This window comes from Streptomyces sp. NPDC048603, from assembly GCF_043199475.1.
Taxonomy (GTDB): Bacteria; Actinomycetota; Actinomycetes; order Streptomycetales; family Streptomycetaceae; genus Streptomyces.
On the sequence record NZ_JBICVY010000007.1, the window covers coordinates 338,014 to 353,848 of the forward strand.

Here is a 15,835-nt window from a genome sequence, read left to right on the forward strand (position 1 = left end):
GCGGCCCGTCCGGAGGAGGAATGTCATGACGGCCATTGCGGCTACCGGTCTGCGCAAGGCGTATGGGGAGCACAAGGTTCTGGACGGGGTGGATCTGCACATCCCGCAGGGTTCGGTGTTCTCGCTGCTGGGTCCCAACGGTGCGGGCAAGACCACGACGGTGAAGATTCTCTCGACGCTGACCTCGATGGACTCGGGGGACGCACGGATCATGGGTCATGACCTGGGGTCGGATCCGGACGGGGTGCGGGGCAGCATCGGTGTGACGGGTCAGTTCTCCGCGGTGGACCCGTTCCTGAACGCCTACGAGAACCTGCATCTGATGGGGCGTCTGTGGCACCTGCCGGCGAAGACGGTCAAGCAGCGGGCGGTGGAGCTGGTCGAGCAGTTCGATCTGGTCGAGGCGGCGAAGAAGCCGGTGGTGACCTACTCGGGCGGTATGAAGCGGCGTCTTGACCTGGCGATGACGCTGGTGGGCGGTCCGCGTCTGATCTTCCTGGACGAGCCGACGACGGGTCTGGACCCGCGGGTGCGGCGTTCGATGTGGGAGCTGATCAACGGTCTGGTCGCGGACGGCGTGACGATCTTCCTGACCACGCAGTACCTGGAGGAGGCCGATCAGCTGGCCGACCGGATCGCGGTGCTGGACGGCGGCCGGCTGGTCGCCCAGGGCACTCCGGAGGAGCTCAAGCGGAAGGTCCCCGGTGGCAGCATCGACCTGCAGTTCACCAGCCTGGCGGCCCTGGAGTACGCCGCGGCCGTCCTGGGCGTCCCGGCCACCCGGGACGAGGAGGAGTTCAAGCTCCGCATCCCCTCGGACGGCAGCGCGCAGAACGTGCAGGCGGTCCTCAACCGGCTGGACACCAGCACGGTCAAGGAGCTGTCCCTGCACACCCCCGACCTCGACGACGTCTTCCTCGCCCTCACCGGCCAGGGCAAGACGCAGACGCAGGACGCCGCCGCCGTCGCCGAGACCCCGGACAACGTCCGCACGCTGGTCGCCTGAGAGACCGGGCGGGCAAGTCCGAAGCCCACGCGCCCGAAGCCCACGCCGCCCGAAGCCCACATCGCCCAAGAAGAGGTAGATCCATGAGCACCGTCACCTACGCGGTCGCCGACTCCGTCACCCTGCTGCGCCGCAACGTCAAGAACCAGCTCCGCTACCCCACCACCACGATCTCCATCATCGGCATCCCGGTGCTGTTCCTGCTCCTGTTCGTCTACGTCCTCGGCGGCGCCCTGGGAGCCGGCGTCACCCCCGCCGGCGGCGGCAGCGACGACTACGTCAACTACGTCCTCCCAGGCCTGATCATCATGACCGCCGCCACCGGCATGCTCGGCACCGCCGTCGCCACCAGCGTCGACATCACCGAAGGCATCATCGCCCGCTTCAAGACCATGGCCATCTTCCGGCCCTCCATCCTCATCGCCCGCGTCATCACCTCCGTCGGCCAGACCATCGCCTCCATGGCCTTCGTCTTCGGCGTCGCCTTCCTCATGGGCTTCGACCCCAACGCCACCGCCGTCGAATGGCTCGCCGCCCTCGGCCTCCTGGCCGGCATCAGCTTCGCCCTCACCTGGCTCGGCGTCGCCTTCGGCCTCGCCGCCAAGACCCTCGACGCCGCCTCCAACGCCCCCTTCCCCCTCATCCTCCTGCCCTTCGTCGGCTCCGGCGTCGTCCCCACCGACTCCATGCCCACCGGCCTGCGCTGGTTCGCCGAATACCAGCCCTTCACCCCCGTCATCGAAACCCTCCGCGGCCTGCTCCTCGGCAGCGAGATCGGCAACAGCGGCTGGATCTCCCTCGCCTGGTGCGCCGGCATCGCCCTCCTCGGCTTCATGTGGTCCATGAAGCACTTCAACAAGGACCGCACCCACTGATCGCGCAGTCACCACCGCACTGGTCGGCGCAGCTCAGTACAGTCGCAGATGAGCAGCCCGTGGCCGAAAATCGCCGTCACGGGCTGCGAAGCGGTACCGGTACCGGTCCTGCTCACTATCCAAGAGGCCACCGACATGCCGATATTCGTCACCCCGCAGCCGATCCGAGCCACTGTCGAACTGGACGTCGGCAACGTCTGGATCATCGCGAGCGACCGAACCGACACCGTCGTCGACGTCCGTCCCTGTGACCACCGGGACCCCCGCGACGTGGTGACCTCCGACCAGACCCGCATCGACTACGCGGCGGGCGAACTGGTGGTGAGCGTGCCCAAGGCGCGCGACCTGTCCCGCGCCGGCGGCGCGGTGGCCATCGTGATCCACCTGCCCAGCGGGTCCGGGCTCCACGGGGACGCGGTCTCCGGGGAGTTCAGGGTGGACGGCCGGCTGGGGGAGTGCCGGCTGGCCAACGACTGCGGCCACATCCGGCTCGCCCGGACCGGCACCCTGCACCTGACCTCCGGTCTCGGCAACGTCACCGTGGACCGGGTGGCGGGCGACGCGCGGATCAGCGCCGACTGCGGGGACGTGAACGTCAACGGCGTGGAGGGGGCGGCCGTCGTCACCCGCACCAAGGGCGACACCCGGATCGGCGAAGTCCTGGGCGACGTACGGGTGGTCGTGGACAGCGGCGACATCCACCTGGGTGTGGCGCATGCGGGGGTCGAGGCGAAAACCGGCCAGGGCGACATCAGGGTCGAGGAGATCGTCCAGGGCCGGCAGGTGCTCGAATCGGAGTCCGGCCGGCTGGAGCTCGGCATCGCCGAGGGCACCGAGGCCCAGCTGGACCTCGACGCCCGCTCCGGCACCGTGTACCGCTCCCTGGACCTCCTGGCGGCCCCGTTCGGCACCTCCGCGTACGTCGCCAAGATCCACGCCCGGACCGCCATCGGGGACATCGTGGTCCACCGGTCGTCCGTCCCGGATGCCGGGGACGGCTCAGGTGGCGTATCGGACGGCGTGTCGGACGGCACCTACGACGACGGGTGGGGCTGAGGTCCCTCCCGGCCGGCCTTCTGTCTCCTTTCCCTCCGCGTCTGCCTTCGGGCAGGCGCGGTTCTGCGTTGTGGGGGTGCCTTGACTTCGGGCTAGCGCGATATATCGTGTTGTCGAGGGGAACGCGATATGTTGCGTCGCATCGCATTGCGTCCTGTCGCATTGCGAGGTACCGAGGAGGATCAGCACCATGGCTCAGCAGACCTGGTCGATCGCCGAACCGCAGAAGCTCGGCTTCGAGGAGCCGGTGACGCGGCTGCGCGTACGCGTCCTGGGCGGCACCGTGAACGTCGTCGGCGTGGAGGAGGGGCCCGCCCGGCTGGAGGTCTCCGAGGTGGACGGCCCTCCGCTGCAGATCGTGCAGGACGGGGACACCGTCACCGTGTCCTACGAGGACCTGCCCTGGAACGGTGCCCACGGGCTCAGGGAGTGGTTCGACGGCAAGCCGTGGGAGAGCTGGCGTTCGGCCGTCTCGGGTGACGGCCACGGCCGCAAGGTGTGGGAGCGCAGCGCCGCCGTCACACTGACCGTCCCGGCCGGTACGAACGTGCAGATCGCGGTGGTGGGCGCGACCGCGTTCGTGTCCGGCATCAGCGGTGGCACCGAGGTCCACGGCGTCACCGGGGACACCACCCTGGTCCGGCTCTCCGGCAGCGTCCGTACACGGACCGTCTCGGGGAGTGTCGAGGCCCAGTCCGTCGACGGGGACTTCGGTTTCCGGTCCGTGTCGGGCGGGCTCACCCTCGTGGACGGTGCGGCCGGCGCCGTACGCGCGGAGTCGGTCAGCGGGGACATGCTGCTGGACCTGGCGCCCGCCGCCGCGACGCCGGAGCGGCCGGTCAGCATCAGCCTCAACTCGGTGTCCGGGCAGGTCGCGATCCGTATCCCGCACCCCGCGGACGCGCGGGTCGAGGCGAGCACCACCAGCGGCGGGGTCTCCAACGCCTTCGAGGACCTGCGGGTCTCCGGGCGTTTCGGCTCCAAGCGGATCACGGGCACCCTGGGGGCGGGGACCGGAACCCTCCGTGCCACCACGGTCTCCGGGGCCATCGCCCTGCTGCGCCGCCCCGACGCCGAGACCCCTGTTCCGATTGACAAGAAGGTGCTCTGACATGCCGCCCGTCTTCGCCCACGGCCGCCTCCGCCTGTACCTGCTGAAGCTGCTGGACGAGGCCCCGCGCCACGGTTATGAGGTGATCAGGCTGCTGGAGGAGCGGTTCCAGGGCCTGTACGCGCCCTCCGCGGGCACGGTGTACCCGCGGCTGGCCAAGCTGGAGGCCGAGGGGCTGGTCACGCACGCCACCGAGGGCGGGCGGAAGGTGTACTCGATCACCGAGGCGGGACGGGCCGAACTGGCCGGCCGCAGCGGAGAGCTGGCCGACCTGGAGCTGGAGATCCGCGAGTCGGTCTCCGAGCTGGCGGCCGAGATCCGCGACGACGTGCGCGGGGCGGCGGACGGCCTGCGGCGCGAGATGCGGGCCGCGGCGTCGGCCTCGCAGTCCACGGGCCCGGAGGGGGAGGACGCCTGGGCCGCGGCCAAGGAGGAGCTGCGCCGGGCCCGGCAGGAATGGAAGGAACAGACCCGCCGGGCGAAGGACGAGAGCCGCCGCGCCCGCGAGGAGGCGCAGCGGGCCCGCCGCCAGGCGAGGGAGGCCCAGGACAAGGCCCGCGAGGACGTGCAGAGACTGGTGGGCCAGCTGCAGGACCACTTCGGGAGGTCGGGCCTGTCGCGCACGGGGCTCTCGGAGTTCACGGACAGGCTGGGGGCCTGGCTGGGGGGCGGGGAGACCTCGGGGCCCTGGGGGACCGAGAAGCCCGCGCAGCCCGCGGACCCCTCGCAGCCTGCGAAGCCCTCTGCGTCCGGGGCCCCGGAGCGGACCGCGGGGCCCGAGCCGACGGTGGTATGGGGGCCCGAGGCCGTGGTGGCCTGGGCCGCCGACCTGCCGTCCAGCGGGGACCCGGCGCGCGATCTGGACCGCCTCCTGGACCGCTTCCGCGACGAGGTCCGCGACGCGGCCCGCGACCAGGGAGTGACCCCGGCCCAGCTCACGCAGGCCCGCCACCACCTGGCAGCTGCGGCGGAGGCCCTGAACGAGACGCTGGGTGGGGGGAAGTAGGGGGAAGGTTCAGCTCTTGCGGGCCAGCGGCTGCCCGGTGAAGCTCACGCCTGCCAGGCCGTGGGCCATGAGGTTGCGGATGTTGCCGTGATCGGTGTCGTTCGGCGTCGCCAGCACGCTGCGGTAGTGCTCACCGAAGGCCAGCAGCGCCTCCTGATCGCTCAGCCCTTCCAGCAGGGCCAGCCCCAGCGTCTTGCAGGAACCCTCGTTCTCACCCGCGGCATTTTCCAGTTCCCCGTTGCGGAACGCCTGCGGCTGATACTCGTAATGCGCGGCGATGAAGGCGAGGGTATCGGCGAACTCGTGCTCGCCTGACGCGAGGCTCGCCCGCAGTGAGTTCAGATCGGTCATGTCGCTTCCCCTGGGTTGAACAGACGATCCGATTGCCGTCCGTGACCGGACGACAGTACCCCCTTGTGGTCTGTGCCGCAGGTAGCGGGGGGTGGCTGTCGGTGTCAAGACACGTATTCCGGTGGCATGACGGGGGGATCGAGGTGGGGTTCATTGGAATCAGTCGTTCGCCGGGAATTCCCGGAGGAAACCGGCTGATATTCCATCCCTTGCCATAGCTCCCGGAGAATTCCGATGTTCAAGATTTCCTGCAGTCGTCGTGTCGTGCTGGCCGCCGCTTCGGTGGCGCTGATCGGTGGCGGTGTGGCGCTGCCGGCGACCGCGGTGGCCGCGGTGGCCGCGTCGGCGGTTCCGAGTCCCGGCGTTGCCCTGGCGCCACAGGACGGCGAGGAGGACATCCTCGACTTCGGCGGTGTGGTGGCCGGGTTCGGCCTCCTGGACGGCGACGACAGCGTCCCGGGTGTCATGGGCGGCGACCTCATGGACCCTGGCTATCCGGAGGGCGGGGAATGGGAGGGAACCCTCGACGGCGGTGACGACGAGTCCATCGGCGCCCGGCTGGCCCCCGGCGCCACGGGGTCCGAGGGCCGCGTCGACGGGTTCTTCGGCGGTGGCTCGATAGTCGGTGGCGGTGGCGCCGGCGGGGGCAACGGAGGCGAGGGGATGATCGGTGGCTTCGGGAACCTCGGTGGGCACACGGTGCCCGTGGACCCCGGCGGACAGGTGGACACCGGCGGCGGAGCCATGGGTGGGGTTCACCACTGACGGGGATCCGTCGGCCGGGCCGCCTGCCTCGCGAGTCGTTCGCGGGCGGGCGGCCCGGGCGTGTGGCGGGCACGCGGCGCGGCTCAGGCCAGGCCGCGTTCCACCCGGTCGTACGTGACGCCGTGGTCGGTGAGGACCTCGGCCACGACGCCGGGGCGGGCCAGCAGGGCCAGGAGGAGGTGCGGGGCGCCGATGGTCTTGTCCTTGCGGCCCAGCGCGACCCGCAGGGACTGTTCCAGGGTCTGCTTCGCCGCGGAGGTGAAGGGGCGGTGGCTGTCCGTGGCCCTGCGGCCGAACACCGTCGCGAGGCCCTTGGGGCATGGTTCCGTGGTCGCGAGGGCGTCCTCGCCGTGGGTCTCCCGGACGCGGGCGATGACCTGTTCCAGGTCGATCCCGAGGCCCGCCAGTGCTTCCTCGTCGGCCTTCGACAGGCCGCCTCGCCGACGCGCCTGTGCCAGTCCGGCGCGGATGGAGGCGCGGTCCACGTCGAGCGGGTCGAGTGCGCCCTGTTCCAGCAGGGAGAGGAGCAGGTGCTCCTCGGTGATCGAGGCCGATCCGGTGCGTGCGGCCTCGGTCTGGGCGCCGATCACGGCGGCGCGGGCCTCGCGGGTGAAGCGTTCGAACATCACGACCTCCCGTACTTCTTGTGCACGGCCTGCCGGCTCACGCCCAGTTCCGTGGCGATCTCCTGCCAGGACCACCCCTGGGCGCGGGCACTGCGCACCTGTACGGCCTCCAGGCGCTCCAGCAGGCGCCGCAGGGCGGCCACTGCGCGCAGGCCCACGCGAGGGTCGGGGTCTCCGGCGCGGGCGGCCAGATCCGTCGCTTCCGTCATGCATGTCAATGTAGGTTGACGTCCCGAGGGTGTCAACCTACATTGACGGCTGCTCAGTCGACGGTCAGGACGATCTTGCCGAAGAGGTCGCCGGCGGCCAGCTTCTCGAAGCCCTCGCGGGCCCGGTCCAGGGGGAGGACCTCGTCGATCACCGGGCGCACGCCGGTGGCCGCGCAGAAGGCGAGGAGGTCCTCCAGCTCGTCCTTCGAGCCCATCGTGGAGCCGACGACCTTCAGTTCGAGGAAGAAGATCCGGGTCAGTTCCGCGTGCGAGGGGCGGTCTCCGCTGGTCGCGCCGGAGATGACCAGGGTGCCGCCGGGGCGCAGGGACTTGACCGAGTGGGACCAGGTCGCCGCGCCGACCGTCTCGATGACGGCGTCCACGCGGTGCGGGAGGCGGGCGCCCGGCTCGAACGCGTCCACCGCGCCGAGTTCGACGGCCCGCTTGCGCTTGGCCTCGTCGCGGCTGGTGGCGTAGACGCGGAGGCCGGCGGCCTTGCCGAGGACGATGGCGGCCGTGGCGACGCCGCCGCCCGCGCCCTGGACGAGGACCGAGTCGCCGGGGCGGACACCCGCGTTGGTGAAGAGCATCCGGTAGGCGGTCAGCCAGGCGGTCGGGAGGCAGGCGGCCTCCTCGAAGGACAGCTCGGCCGGCTTGCGCAGCACGTTCCAGGCCGGGACGGTCACCTGCTCGGCGAAGGTCCCCTGGTAGCGCTCGGTCAGGATGGACCGCGGCTCGTCCGGGCCGACCCCGTGGCCGGTCGCGCCGATCACGGAGTGCAGGACCACCTCGTTGCCGTCCTGGTCCACGCCGGCCGCGTCACAGCCGAGGATCATCGGGAGCTTGTCGGAGCTGAGGCCCACCCCGCGCAGCGACCACAGGTCGTGGTGGTTGAGCGAGGCGGCGCGGACGTTCACGGTCACCCAGCCCGGACGCGCCTCGGGCGCCGGGCGCTCGCCCAGCTCGAGGCCGCTGAGCGGCTGGTCACGGTCAATGCGGGCGGCATAGGCAGCAAACATGCCCCCGGACGCTACCGGCCGGTATGCCCCGGGGCCAGCCCCATCGGGCCGCCGACCGGTGAGTTCTTCGTCGCAGTACAGGGTCCGGTCGAGGTGCCGGGTTCACGGTGTCGGCCGGGGCCGAGCCGGCCGAACGGACCTCGATGCGGCCCCGGCCGAGGCTGAGGGTCCCCGGGCCGCCGGAACGCGGAAGGCGACCGGTCGCCGCGTGGTGCGGCGGGCCGGTCGCCTTCCGGGGCCCGGTCCCTGGCGGGGCGGGCGGGAGGGGTGCGGGGCTCAGCCCTGCTTGGTCTCCCAGAAGATCTTGTCGATCTCCGCGATGAGCTCCAGCGCCTTCTTGCCGGTCGCCGGGTCGTTCGACGCCTTGGCGGCCGAGATGGCCTTCAGGGTGTCGTTGACCAGCTGGTGCAGCTGGGGGTACTTCTCGAAGTGCGGGGCCTTGAAGTAGTCGCTCCACAGCACCGAGACGTGGTGCTTGGCGACCTCGGCACGCTGCTCCTTGATGATGAGCGCGCGGGTGCGGAAGTCGGCGTCCGTGTTGGCCTGGTACTTCTCCTGGCAGCCAACGACCGACTCGATCTCGATCCGGGCCTGGGCCGGGTCGTAGACGCCGCAGGGCAGGTCGCAGTGGGCACTGACCTTCACCTTGGGGGCGAAGAAGCGGGAAAGCATGGGCGCAGTCCTCCTCGTGATCGTCTTCTCAAGAGGGGAGATTACTCCGTGGAGGAGACGATTTCGCGGGCGCCCCCAAGGGATTGGGACAAAAGTCCAGGGTCAGGATGGGGCCGGTGACGGAATGTACGTACGGCCCGCGGGTGACCGGGATCGGTGAGGAGGAGGCAGGCATGCCGGATGCAGTGCAGTCAAGTGGGCGGATGGGTGTCGCGGAGGTGAACGGTCCGTCGATGGCGCCGACGCTGGAGGACGGGGACCAATTGCTGATCCGTTACGGGGCGCGCGTCCGGCCGGGTGACGTCGTCGTGCTGTGCCACCCGTTCCAGCAGAACCTGCTCGTGGTGAAGCGGGCGGTGGAGCGCCGGCCCGGCGGCTGGTGGGTGCTCGGGGACAATCCGTACGCCGTGCCGCCGGGCGACAGCACCGACTACGGGCCGGTGCCGGAGGACCTGGTTCTGGGCCGGGCCCTGTTCCGGTTCCGGCCCCGCGGGAAGGATCAGACCTCGCTGGGCGCGAGGCTGTCCTGGGCGGTGACCGCCGTCCGTCCGCTGCCGGCCGACGTCTCCGCCTCCAGGCGCTTGCGGGCCCGGTAGGCGGCCACGTTCGCCCGGGTGGCGCAGCGGTCCGAGCAGTAGCGGCGGGACCGGTTGGTGGAGGTGTCCAGGTAGGCGTTGCGGCAGGGCGCCGCCTGGCACAGGCCGAGCCGCTCCGGGCCGTGCTCGGTCAGGTGGAAGGCCAGGCCCATGGAGGCGATGGCGGCATAGCCGGCCGAGGCGTTCGACGGGTGGTCGGCGAGGTGCATGTGCCAGTCGGGGCGGCCGGTGTCGTCGAGATAGTCGTGGCCGGAGATCTGCGGGCTGACCGGGAACTCCATCAGCAGGGAGTTCAGCAGGTCGACCGCGAGCACGTGGTCGCCGGAATCGGCGGCCTCGAAGACCGCCCGCAGCCGGCCGCGGACGTTGCGGAAGCGCGTCACGTCCGCGTCGGTGACCCGCCGGGCCATCTGCTGGCTCGGCCCGAACAGCGCCTTGACGGCCTCCACCGAGGTGAGCCGGTCCTTGTTGCGGGCCGGCTCCTCGGTGTTGACCAGGCGCACGGCGTAGTCCGAGTAAGAGGCCAGTTCCACGAGTATTCCTTACGGGCGTCTGTAACGGCTGGTTTGGCTACCAGGCTATTACGTATGCGGCGGTTCGCGGGCTCCGGCGGTCGGCGCCGGTGGGCGACCCGTGCGGACGTAATGACTGCTCATCTCTTGCGGGGCTTACGGATCCCTCCTAGGGTGAGTAACAGCCAACACGGCCATGGGACTATTACGCGCGGAGGGGATCGAGATGACCGTCGAGACCGACTGGCAGGCGTGGCAGGAGAGCTGGGACCGTCAGCAGGAGGTGTACCTGCCGGACCGCGAGGAGCGGTTCCGGGTGATGCTCGACATGGTCGGGGCCCTGGTCGGCCCCGCCCCCCGGGTGCTCGACCTCGCCTGCGGCACCGGCAGCATCACCAGCCGGGTGTTCCGCCGCTTCCCCGCGGCCACCAGCACCGGCGTGGACCTCGACCCCGCCCTGCTGGCCATCGCCCGCGGCACCTTCGCCGGCGACGACCGGGCCACCTTCGTCACCGCCGACCTCAAGGACCCGGACTGGACGAAGGCCCTCCCGTACGACTCCTACGACGCCGTCCTCACCGCCACCGCCCTGCACTGGCTGCACAGCCCCGAGCTGGCCGTGCTCTACGGGCAGCTCGCCCCGCTGGTCCGGGAGGGCGGGGTCTTCATGAACGCCGACCACATGCCCGATCCGGCCACCCCGCGCATCAACGCGGCCGAGCACGCCCACCGGCACGCCGCCGGTGACCGGGCGCAGGCCGCCGGCGCTCTGGGCTGGGCCGAATGGTGGGCCCTCGCGGCCAAGGACCCGGTGCTCGCCGAGCCGACCAGGCGCCGCTACGAGATCTACGGCGAGCACGCCGACGGCGACACCCCGGACGAGGCCTGGCACGCCCGGACCCTGCGCGAGGCGGGCTTCGGCGAGGTCCGGAGCGTCTGGCGGTCACCGGCGGACGCGCTGGTGCTGGCACTGAAGTGAGCCATCGCCCGTAGTCCGTCCGTCATGGGCCATCCGGGTGCTTCCCCCGGCCGCGGACTAACCGCTTTCGGCCACGCTTCGTTGGGGTGGGCATGAACCACACCACGCGCGCACTCGCCGCCCTCGCACTCGCCGGCGCCCTGGTCACCCTCGCCTCTCCCGCCCAGGCCGCCGACGCCTCGACCCCCAAGGCCGCAGCCCAGACGACCACTCCTGAAGTGACGCTTCTGCAGCAGCTGGGCGTCCTCGTCGGCACCTCCGGCCGGGCCGTGACCGACGCCGGCGGCAAGGTCGTCACCGCGGCCGGCACCTTCGTGGAGAACTCGCCCGAGGCCCTCCGCAACACCGTCCGCAACCTGCTGCGCGGCGACCTGGCCGACCAGACCGCCACCCCCGTCCTCAAGCGCGGCCTCCGCTAGGACGGACCACCGCCAGGACGGACCACCGCCCGGCGCAGCCGCCCCGGGCAGCGCGAAGGGGCGGTACGGAAGTTCCGTACCGCCCCTTCGCCACGCACGCGCCTTACAGCACCTTGGACAGGAACGCCTTCGTCCGGTCGTGCTGCGGGTTGGTCAGGACCTCGCGCGGGTGGCCGGATTCCACCACCACGCCACCGTCCATGAAGACCAGGTTGTCGCCGACCTCGCGGGCGAAGCCCATCTCGTGGGTCACCACGATCATGGTCATGCCCGACTCGGCCAGGTCCCGCATGACGTCGAGGACGTCACCGACCAGCTCCGGGTCCAGGGCCGAGGTGGGCTCGTCGAAGAGCATCAGCTTCGGCTCCATGGCCAGCGCGCGGGCGATCGCCACGCGCTGCTGCTGGCCGCCGGAGAGCTGGGACGGGAAGTTCCCGCCCTTGTCGCCCAGACCCACCCGGTCGAGCAGCTTGATCGCGCGCTCCCGCGCCACCGCCTTGCTCTCGCCCTTCACCATCACCGGGGCTTCCATGACGTTCTCTATGGCCGTCATGTGCGGGAAGAGGTTGAAGCGCTGGAAGACCATGCCGATGTCCCGGCGCTGGGCCGCGACCTCGCTGTCCTTCAGCTCGTAGAGCTTGTCGCCCTTCTGGCGGTAGCCGACGAGCTCGCCGTCGACGTACAGCCGGCCGCCGTTGATCTTCTCGAGGTGGTTGATGCACCGGAGGAAGGTCGACTTGCCGGAGCCGGACGGGCCGATCAGGCAGAACACCTCACGCGGCGCCACCTCCAGGTCGATGCCCTTGAGGATGTGTGCGGCGCCGTAGGACTTGTGGACGCCCTCGGCCTTCACCATTGCCGTAGTCATGTCGTTCACCGTCGCCAGTTGGAGAGGGAAAGCAGGTTCGCCTTGATCTTCTGCAACGGCGTGGGCGGCAGGGTGCGCAGCGCACCGCGTGCGTAGTGCCGCTCCAGGTAGAACTGGCCGACCGAGAAGATGCTGGTCAGGACCAGGTACCAGATGGAGGCGACGAAGAACATCTCCATCACCGCGAAGGAGGTGGAGGCGATGTCCTGGGAGGCCCGCAGGAGGTCCGGGTACTGCACCGCGACCACCAGCGAGGAGGTCTTCAGCATGTTGATGAACTCGTTGCCGGTGGGCGGCACGATCACCCGCATGGCCTGCGGCAGGACGATCCGCCGCATGGTCTGGGTCTGCTTCATGCCCAGCGCGTGGGCCGCCTCGGTCTGGCCCTCGTCGACCGACTGGATGCCGGCCCGGACGATCTCCGCCATGTAGGCGCCCTCGTTCAGGCCCAGGCCCAGCAGAGCCGCCAGGAACGGCGTCATGACCTGGGTCATCTCGTCCTTGTAGAACCCGAGGTTCAGGATCGGGAAGATCAGGGCGAGGTTGAACCAGATGAGGAGCTGGACGTAGACCGGGGTGCCCCGGAAGAGCCAGATGTAGAACCAGGCGATGGTGCTGGTCACCGGGTTCTTCGAGAGCCGCATGACGGCGAAGACCACACCGAGCACCAGGCCGAGCGCCATCGAGGCGATGCTGATGAGGACGGTGTTGCCCAGACCCTTGAGGATCGAGGGGTCGAAGAGCTTCTCCGGAACGGTCGCCCAGCGCACGTTGCCCTGCGCGAAGGCGTACACGAGCGCCACGACCAGGGCGAGGACGACGACACCGCTGATCCACCGGCCGTAGTGGCGGACGGGGATGGCGCGGATCATCTCGGGAGGAGTGCTCCCGGCCGGCGGGGTGTCCGCCGGGCCGGAAGTCTTGTCGAGCTTGTCAGTCACAGTGACTGCCCTTCAGTGCTGCAAGAGGGGGCGGAGTGCGAGGGGAGCACTCCGCCGGGGATGTCACTGGCCGGCGTTGATCTTCGCCTCGGTCACCGCGCCGGAGCCGGCGTTCCACTTGTCCAGGGCGGCCTTGTAGCTGCCGTCCTTGATGATGGCGTCCAGCGCTTCCTTCAGCGCGTCGCGCAGCTGGGTGTTCTTCTTGTCGACGGCGATGCCGAGGGGGCCGGCGTCGGTCGGGTTGGCGATGGCCTCGAAGTCGTTGCCGCCGCCGGCCTTCTGCGCGATGTGCGCGGTGACCGGGGCGTCGTTCAGGTCGGCGACCGCTCCGCCGGCCTTCACGCGGGTCTGGGCCTCGGGGTCGGTCGGGAAGGACTCGATCTTGAGCTCGCCCTTGCCGTCCTTCTTGCACTTCTCGGCCTGGTCCTTGGCGACCTGCTCGTAGGTGGTGCCGCGCTGCACGGCGACCGTCTTGCCGCACAGGTCGTCGAGGGTCTTGACGCCCTCCGGGTTGCCCTTCTTGACCAGCATGCCGGTGGAGGTCGTGAAGTAGTCGACGAAGTCGACACCGGCGCCGGTCTTGTTGCCCTTGTCGTCCAGGCCCTCCTGGCGCTCCTTGGTGTCGCTCAGGGAGGACATGACCACATCGCTGCGGCCGGTCTGCATGCTGGTGATCAGGGTGTCGAAGGTGCCGGACTCGAACTTGAACTTGACGCCGAGCTGCTTCTCCAGGGCCGTCGCGATGTCCGGGTCCACACCGATGATCTTGCCGCCCTCGGTGTACTCCATCGGCGCGTACGTCGCGTCCGTGCCGACCTTGATGACACCGGCCTTCTGGATCTTCTCGGGGAGCTTGGAGAAGAGCGGCGCGCTGCTGCTGTCGGTCTTGCCGGACGGAGTCGCGGAGCCCTTGTCGGTCTGGTCACCACAACCGGTGAGGATCAGGGCGCCGGCGACCGCGATCGCGCCGACCGCGGCGATCCGGGACCGGGCGGCGGTCGTACGACGGGTGGTGCTAGCGGTCATGAGCTGGTTCCTCCGGCTGGGGTGGAAGCATCCGATGAGTAAGGCCACGCACGCACCATCGAGTGTCGCGACCTCGTGTGATTACGGCATCTTGCCATTCGGACTGACATATTCAGGCTGCCCGTCAGGTCAAAATCGGATAACGGGCGAAGGCGATCACCGGACAGGAGCGGGAGCTTCCGGTGTGACGGCCGCAACATGTGCGGCGAGTGGCCTGTTCCACAGAGGTTTCTACGGCCCGGTCCACCCTCACGGTGTGCCCTCTTGGACTTTTCGCCGAAATCCGGACAACAGCTTTCGATTCATACAGGAATCGACTCGTCTGGGCGAGTGTTCTTCGGGTAGAACAGATGGTTACACCCCTCATCCGGGGCTCAGGGCGCGTGTGCGGCGCGCCCGCGCGTACGAACCTCCCCTTCGCGGAGACGGGCCAACCGTCGATGCGGAGCACGGACGCGGTGCCCGCCCACCCCTTAACCAGGAGTGGCCACCCTCGACATTTTCAATACTTAAGGGGTCACACACAGTGGCAGCGGAGATCGTCAATCCTCGCTCCGACGAGGAGACGGACAACAACCCGGACGCGGTGTTCGCGCTGCACCGGGGCGGCAAGATGGCCATCCAGGCCACCGTGCCGGTCAACGACAAGGACGACCTGTCCCTGGCGTACACGCCGGGCGTGGCGAAGGTGTGCACCGCCATCGCCGAGCAGCCCGAGCTGGTGAACGAGTACACCTGGAAGTCCAACGTGGTCGCCGTCGTCACCGACGGCACGGCCGTGCTCGGACTCGGTGACATCGGTCCCGAGGCGTCCCTCCCCGTGATGGAGGGCAAGGCCATCCTGTTCAAGCAGTTCGGCGGCGTGGACGCGGTCCCGATCGCGCTCGCCACCAAGGACACCGACGAGATCGTCGAGACGGTCATCCGCCTCGCGCCCTCCTTCGGCGGGGTCAACCTGGAGGACATCTCCGCCCCCCGCTGCTTCGAGATCGAGCGCCGGCTCCAGGACGCCCTGGACATCCCGATCTTCCACGACGACCAGCACGGCACCGCCATCGTGACGCTGGCCGCCCTGCGCAACGCGGCCAAGCTCACCGGCCGCACCCTCGGTGACCTGCGCGCCGTGATCGCGGGCGCGGGCGCGGCGGGCATCGCCATCGCCAAGATCCTCGTCGACGCGGGCATCGGCGACGTCTGCGTCACCGACCGCAAGGGCGTGGTGTCCGCCGACCGTACCGACCTGACGGACGTCAAGGCGGAGATCGCGGGCCTGACGAACAAGACGGCCCGGACCGGCACGCTGGAGGAGGCCCTCGCGGGCGCCGACGTGTTCATCGGCGTCTCCGGCGGCACCGTGGCCGAGGAGGCCGTGGCCACGATGGCGGAGAACTCCTTCGTCTTCGCCATGGCCAACCCGAACCCGGAGGTCCACCCCGACGTCGCGCACAAGTACGCGGCGGTCGTGGCCACCGGCCGGTCGGACTTCCCGAACCAGATCAACAACGTTCTCGCGTTCCCCGGCATCTTCGCGGGCGCCTTCAAGGTCCAGGCGTCCCGGATCACCGAGAACATGAAGATCGCCGCCGCCGACGCCATCGCCGGCGTCGTCGCCGACGACGAGCTCGCGGCCGACTACGTGATCCCGTCGCCGTTCGACGCGCGCGTGGCCGCTGCCGTCACCGAGGCCGTCGCCGCCGCCGCCCGCGAGGACGGCGTCGCCCGCCGCCCGTAACCGGCACCGCGTACGTCTGGCACCGCCGTACGCCGTACACGCCCGAAGGCCCGACCGGAGAGATCC

Annotated in this window: 19 protein-coding genes; 10 read left to right on the forward strand and 9 right to left on the reverse strand. The window is 70.1% G+C overall.

Annotated elements, in window-relative coordinates:
* The first annotated feature begins 25 nt into the window (after positions 1-25).
* The 5 genes from ACGFQ9_RS19545 (at position 26) to ACGFQ9_RS19565 (ending at position 5,054) form a co-directional block, all read left to right on the forward strand.
* Positions 26-1,006, forward strand: a complete 981-nt coding sequence (locus ACGFQ9_RS19545) for an ATP-binding cassette domain-containing protein (RefSeq protein WP_393575122.1) — start codon at positions 26-28, stop codon at positions 1,004-1,006.
* Positions 1,007-1,089: 83 nt separating this feature from the next.
* Complete coding sequence (locus ACGFQ9_RS19550) at positions 1,090-1,881, forward strand: ABC transporter permease (RefSeq protein ID WP_393575123.1); 792 nt, start codon at positions 1,090-1,092, stop codon at positions 1,879-1,881.
* Between the two features lie 135 nt (positions 1,882-2,016).
* Positions 2,017-2,937 (forward strand): DUF4097 domain-containing protein, encoded by a 921-nt coding sequence (locus ACGFQ9_RS19555; RefSeq protein ID WP_393575124.1) that lies wholly within the window; start codon positions 2,017-2,019, stop codon positions 2,935-2,937.
* A 190-nt stretch (positions 2,938-3,127) separates the two neighbouring features.
* Positions 3,128-4,048: a DUF4097 domain-containing protein gene (locus ACGFQ9_RS19560; RefSeq protein WP_393575125.1), complete on the forward strand. Its 921-nt coding sequence runs from the start codon at positions 3,128-3,130 to the stop codon at positions 4,046-4,048.
* Between the two features lies 1 nt (position 4,049).
* The gene (locus ACGFQ9_RS19565) at positions 4,050-5,054 is read left to right on the forward strand and encodes a helix-turn-helix transcriptional regulator (RefSeq protein WP_393575127.1); all 1,005 of its coding nucleotides are present in this window, start codon (positions 4,050-4,052) and stop codon (positions 5,052-5,054) included.
* Between the two features lie 9 nt (positions 5,055-5,063).
* Here ACGFQ9_RS19565 and ACGFQ9_RS19570 read toward each other — a convergent pair whose 3' ends face one another.
* Positions 5,064-5,405, reverse strand: coding sequence for a HopJ type III effector protein (locus ACGFQ9_RS19570; RefSeq protein ID WP_393575129.1), 342 nt, complete (start codon positions 5,403-5,405; stop codon positions 5,064-5,066).
* A 234-nt stretch (positions 5,406-5,639) separates the two neighbouring features.
* On the opposite strand from ACGFQ9_RS19570, the gene ACGFQ9_RS19575 reads away from it, so the two are divergent.
* Positions 5,640-6,170 (forward strand): hypothetical protein, encoded by a 531-nt coding sequence (locus tag ACGFQ9_RS19575; protein WP_393575130.1) that lies wholly within the window; start codon positions 5,640-5,642, stop codon positions 6,168-6,170.
* Between the two features lie 83 nt (positions 6,171-6,253).
* Here the strand turns inward: ACGFQ9_RS19575 and ACGFQ9_RS19580 are convergent, their stop codons facing one another.
* The 4 genes from ACGFQ9_RS19580 to sodN all read right to left on the reverse strand — a co-directional run bounded on the left by ACGFQ9_RS19580 (position 6,254) and on the right by sodN (position 8,696).
* Positions 6,254-6,796, reverse strand: coding sequence for a Clp protease N-terminal domain-containing protein (locus tag ACGFQ9_RS19580; RefSeq protein WP_393575131.1), 543 nt, complete (start codon positions 6,794-6,796; stop codon positions 6,254-6,256).
* Complete coding sequence (locus ACGFQ9_RS19585; RefSeq protein WP_393575132.1) at positions 6,796-7,005, reverse strand: helix-turn-helix domain-containing protein; 210 nt, start codon at positions 7,003-7,005, stop codon at positions 6,796-6,798. The genes ACGFQ9_RS19580 and ACGFQ9_RS19585 overlap by 1 nt, the downstream gene beginning before the upstream one ends.
* A gap of 53 nt (positions 7,006-7,058) precedes the next feature.
* On the reverse strand, positions 7,059-8,024 hold the full coding sequence (locus tag ACGFQ9_RS19590) for a zinc-binding dehydrogenase (RefSeq protein WP_393575133.1): 966 nt from the start codon (positions 8,022-8,024) through the stop codon (positions 7,059-7,061).
* A gap of 276 nt (positions 8,025-8,300) precedes the next feature.
* Positions 8,301-8,696, reverse strand: coding sequence for a superoxide dismutase, Ni (gene sodN, locus ACGFQ9_RS19595; RefSeq protein ID WP_393575135.1), 396 nt, complete (start codon positions 8,694-8,696; stop codon positions 8,301-8,303).
* A 173-nt stretch (positions 8,697-8,869) separates the two neighbouring features.
* On the opposite strand from sodN, the gene sodX reads away from it, so the two are divergent.
* Entirely contained in the window at positions 8,870-9,292 is a 423-nt protein-coding gene (gene sodX / locus ACGFQ9_RS19600; RefSeq protein ID WP_393575137.1) for a nickel-type superoxide dismutase maturation protease, read from the forward strand.
* On the opposite strand, the gene ACGFQ9_RS19605 is transcribed toward sodX, so the two are convergent.
* Complete coding sequence (locus ACGFQ9_RS19605; RefSeq protein WP_393575138.1) at positions 9,196-9,825, reverse strand: CGNR zinc finger domain-containing protein; 630 nt, start codon at positions 9,823-9,825, stop codon at positions 9,196-9,198. The genes sodX and ACGFQ9_RS19605 overlap by 97 nt on opposite strands.
* 205 nt (positions 9,826-10,030) lie before the next feature.
* On the opposite strand from ACGFQ9_RS19605, the gene ACGFQ9_RS19610 reads away from it, so the two are divergent.
* A complete protein-coding gene (locus ACGFQ9_RS19610; protein ID WP_393575140.1) occupies positions 10,031-10,783 on the forward strand; it encodes a class I SAM-dependent methyltransferase in 753 nt (250 codons plus the stop codon).
* A 92-nt stretch (positions 10,784-10,875) separates the two neighbouring features.
* Positions 10,876-11,202, forward strand: coding sequence for a hypothetical protein (locus ACGFQ9_RS19615; RefSeq protein WP_393575142.1), 327 nt, complete (start codon positions 10,876-10,878; stop codon positions 11,200-11,202).
* Positions 11,203-11,305: 103 nt separating this feature from the next.
* Here the strand turns inward: ACGFQ9_RS19615 and ACGFQ9_RS19620 are convergent, their stop codons facing one another.
* The 3 genes from ACGFQ9_RS19620 to ACGFQ9_RS19630 all read right to left on the reverse strand — a co-directional run bounded on the left by ACGFQ9_RS19620 (position 11,306) and on the right by ACGFQ9_RS19630 (position 14,037).
* The gene (locus tag ACGFQ9_RS19620; protein ID WP_393575143.1) at positions 11,306-12,070 is read right to left on the reverse strand and encodes an amino acid ABC transporter ATP-binding protein; all 765 of its coding nucleotides are present in this window, start codon (positions 12,068-12,070) and stop codon (positions 11,306-11,308) included.
* A gap of 5 nt (positions 12,071-12,075) precedes the next feature.
* Complete coding sequence (locus ACGFQ9_RS19625) at positions 12,076-13,011, reverse strand: amino acid ABC transporter permease (RefSeq protein WP_393575144.1); 936 nt, start codon at positions 13,009-13,011, stop codon at positions 12,076-12,078.
* Positions 13,012-13,074: 63 nt separating this feature from the next.
* On the reverse strand, positions 13,075-14,037 hold the full coding sequence (locus ACGFQ9_RS19630) for an ABC transporter substrate-binding protein (RefSeq protein ID WP_393575145.1): 963 nt from the start codon (positions 14,035-14,037) through the stop codon (positions 13,075-13,077).
* A gap of 526 nt (positions 14,038-14,563) precedes the next feature.
* Here ACGFQ9_RS19630 and ACGFQ9_RS19635 point away from each other — a divergent pair.
* A complete protein-coding gene (locus tag ACGFQ9_RS19635) occupies positions 14,564-15,769 on the forward strand; it encodes an NADP-dependent malic enzyme (RefSeq protein ID WP_393575146.1) in 1,206 nt (401 codons plus the stop codon).
* The last annotated feature ends 66 nt before the right edge of the window (positions 15,770-15,835 follow it).

Excerpts from the sequence above, each read along its gene's own strand:
- ACGFQ9_RS19545 (WP_393575122.1), top strand. The coding sequence starts at position 26 with ATGACGGCCATTGCGGCTACCGGTCTGCGCAAGGCGTATGGGGAGCAC.
- ACGFQ9_RS19550 (WP_393575123.1), top strand. The coding sequence starts at position 1,090 with ATGAGCACCGTCACCTACGCGGTCGCCGACTCCGTCACCCTGCTGCGC.
- ACGFQ9_RS19555 (WP_393575124.1), top strand. The coding sequence starts at position 2,017 with ATGCCGATATTCGTCACCCCGCAGCCGATCCGAGCCACTGTCGAACTG.
- ACGFQ9_RS19560 (WP_393575125.1), top strand. The coding sequence starts at position 3,128 with ATGGCTCAGCAGACCTGGTCGATCGCCGAACCGCAGAAGCTCGGCTTC.
- ACGFQ9_RS19565 (WP_393575127.1), top strand. The coding sequence starts at position 4,050 with ATGCCGCCCGTCTTCGCCCACGGCCGCCTCCGCCTGTACCTGCTGAAG.
- ACGFQ9_RS19570 (WP_393575129.1), bottom strand. The coding sequence starts at position 5,405 with ATGACCGATCTGAACTCACTGCGGGCGAGCCTCGCGTCAGGCGAGCAC.
- ACGFQ9_RS19575 (WP_393575130.1), top strand. The coding sequence starts at position 5,640 with ATGTTCAAGATTTCCTGCAGTCGTCGTGTCGTGCTGGCCGCCGCTTCG.
- ACGFQ9_RS19580 (WP_393575131.1), bottom strand. The coding sequence starts at position 6,796 with ATGTTCGAACGCTTCACCCGCGAGGCCCGCGCCGCCGTGATCGGCGCC.
- ACGFQ9_RS19585 (WP_393575132.1), bottom strand. The coding sequence starts at position 7,005 with ATGACGGAAGCGACGGATCTGGCCGCCCGCGCCGGAGACCCCGACCCT.
- ACGFQ9_RS19590 (WP_393575133.1), bottom strand. The coding sequence starts at position 8,024 with ATGTTTGCTGCCTATGCCGCCCGCATTGACCGTGACCAGCCGCTCAGC.
- sodN (WP_393575135.1), bottom strand. The coding sequence starts at position 8,696 with ATGCTTTCCCGCTTCTTCGCCCCCAAGGTGAAGGTCAGTGCCCACTGC.
- sodX (WP_393575137.1), top strand. The coding sequence starts at position 8,870 with ATGCCGGATGCAGTGCAGTCAAGTGGGCGGATGGGTGTCGCGGAGGTG.
- ACGFQ9_RS19610 (WP_393575140.1), top strand. The coding sequence starts at position 10,031 with ATGACCGTCGAGACCGACTGGCAGGCGTGGCAGGAGAGCTGGGACCGT.
- ACGFQ9_RS19615 (WP_393575142.1), top strand. The coding sequence starts at position 10,876 with ATGAACCACACCACGCGCGCACTCGCCGCCCTCGCACTCGCCGGCGCC.
- ACGFQ9_RS19620 (WP_393575143.1), bottom strand. The coding sequence starts at position 12,070 with ATGACTACGGCAATGGTGAAGGCCGAGGGCGTCCACAAGTCCTACGGC.
- ACGFQ9_RS19630 (WP_393575145.1), bottom strand. The coding sequence starts at position 14,037 with ATGACCGCTAGCACCACCCGTCGTACGACCGCCGCCCGGTCCCGGATC.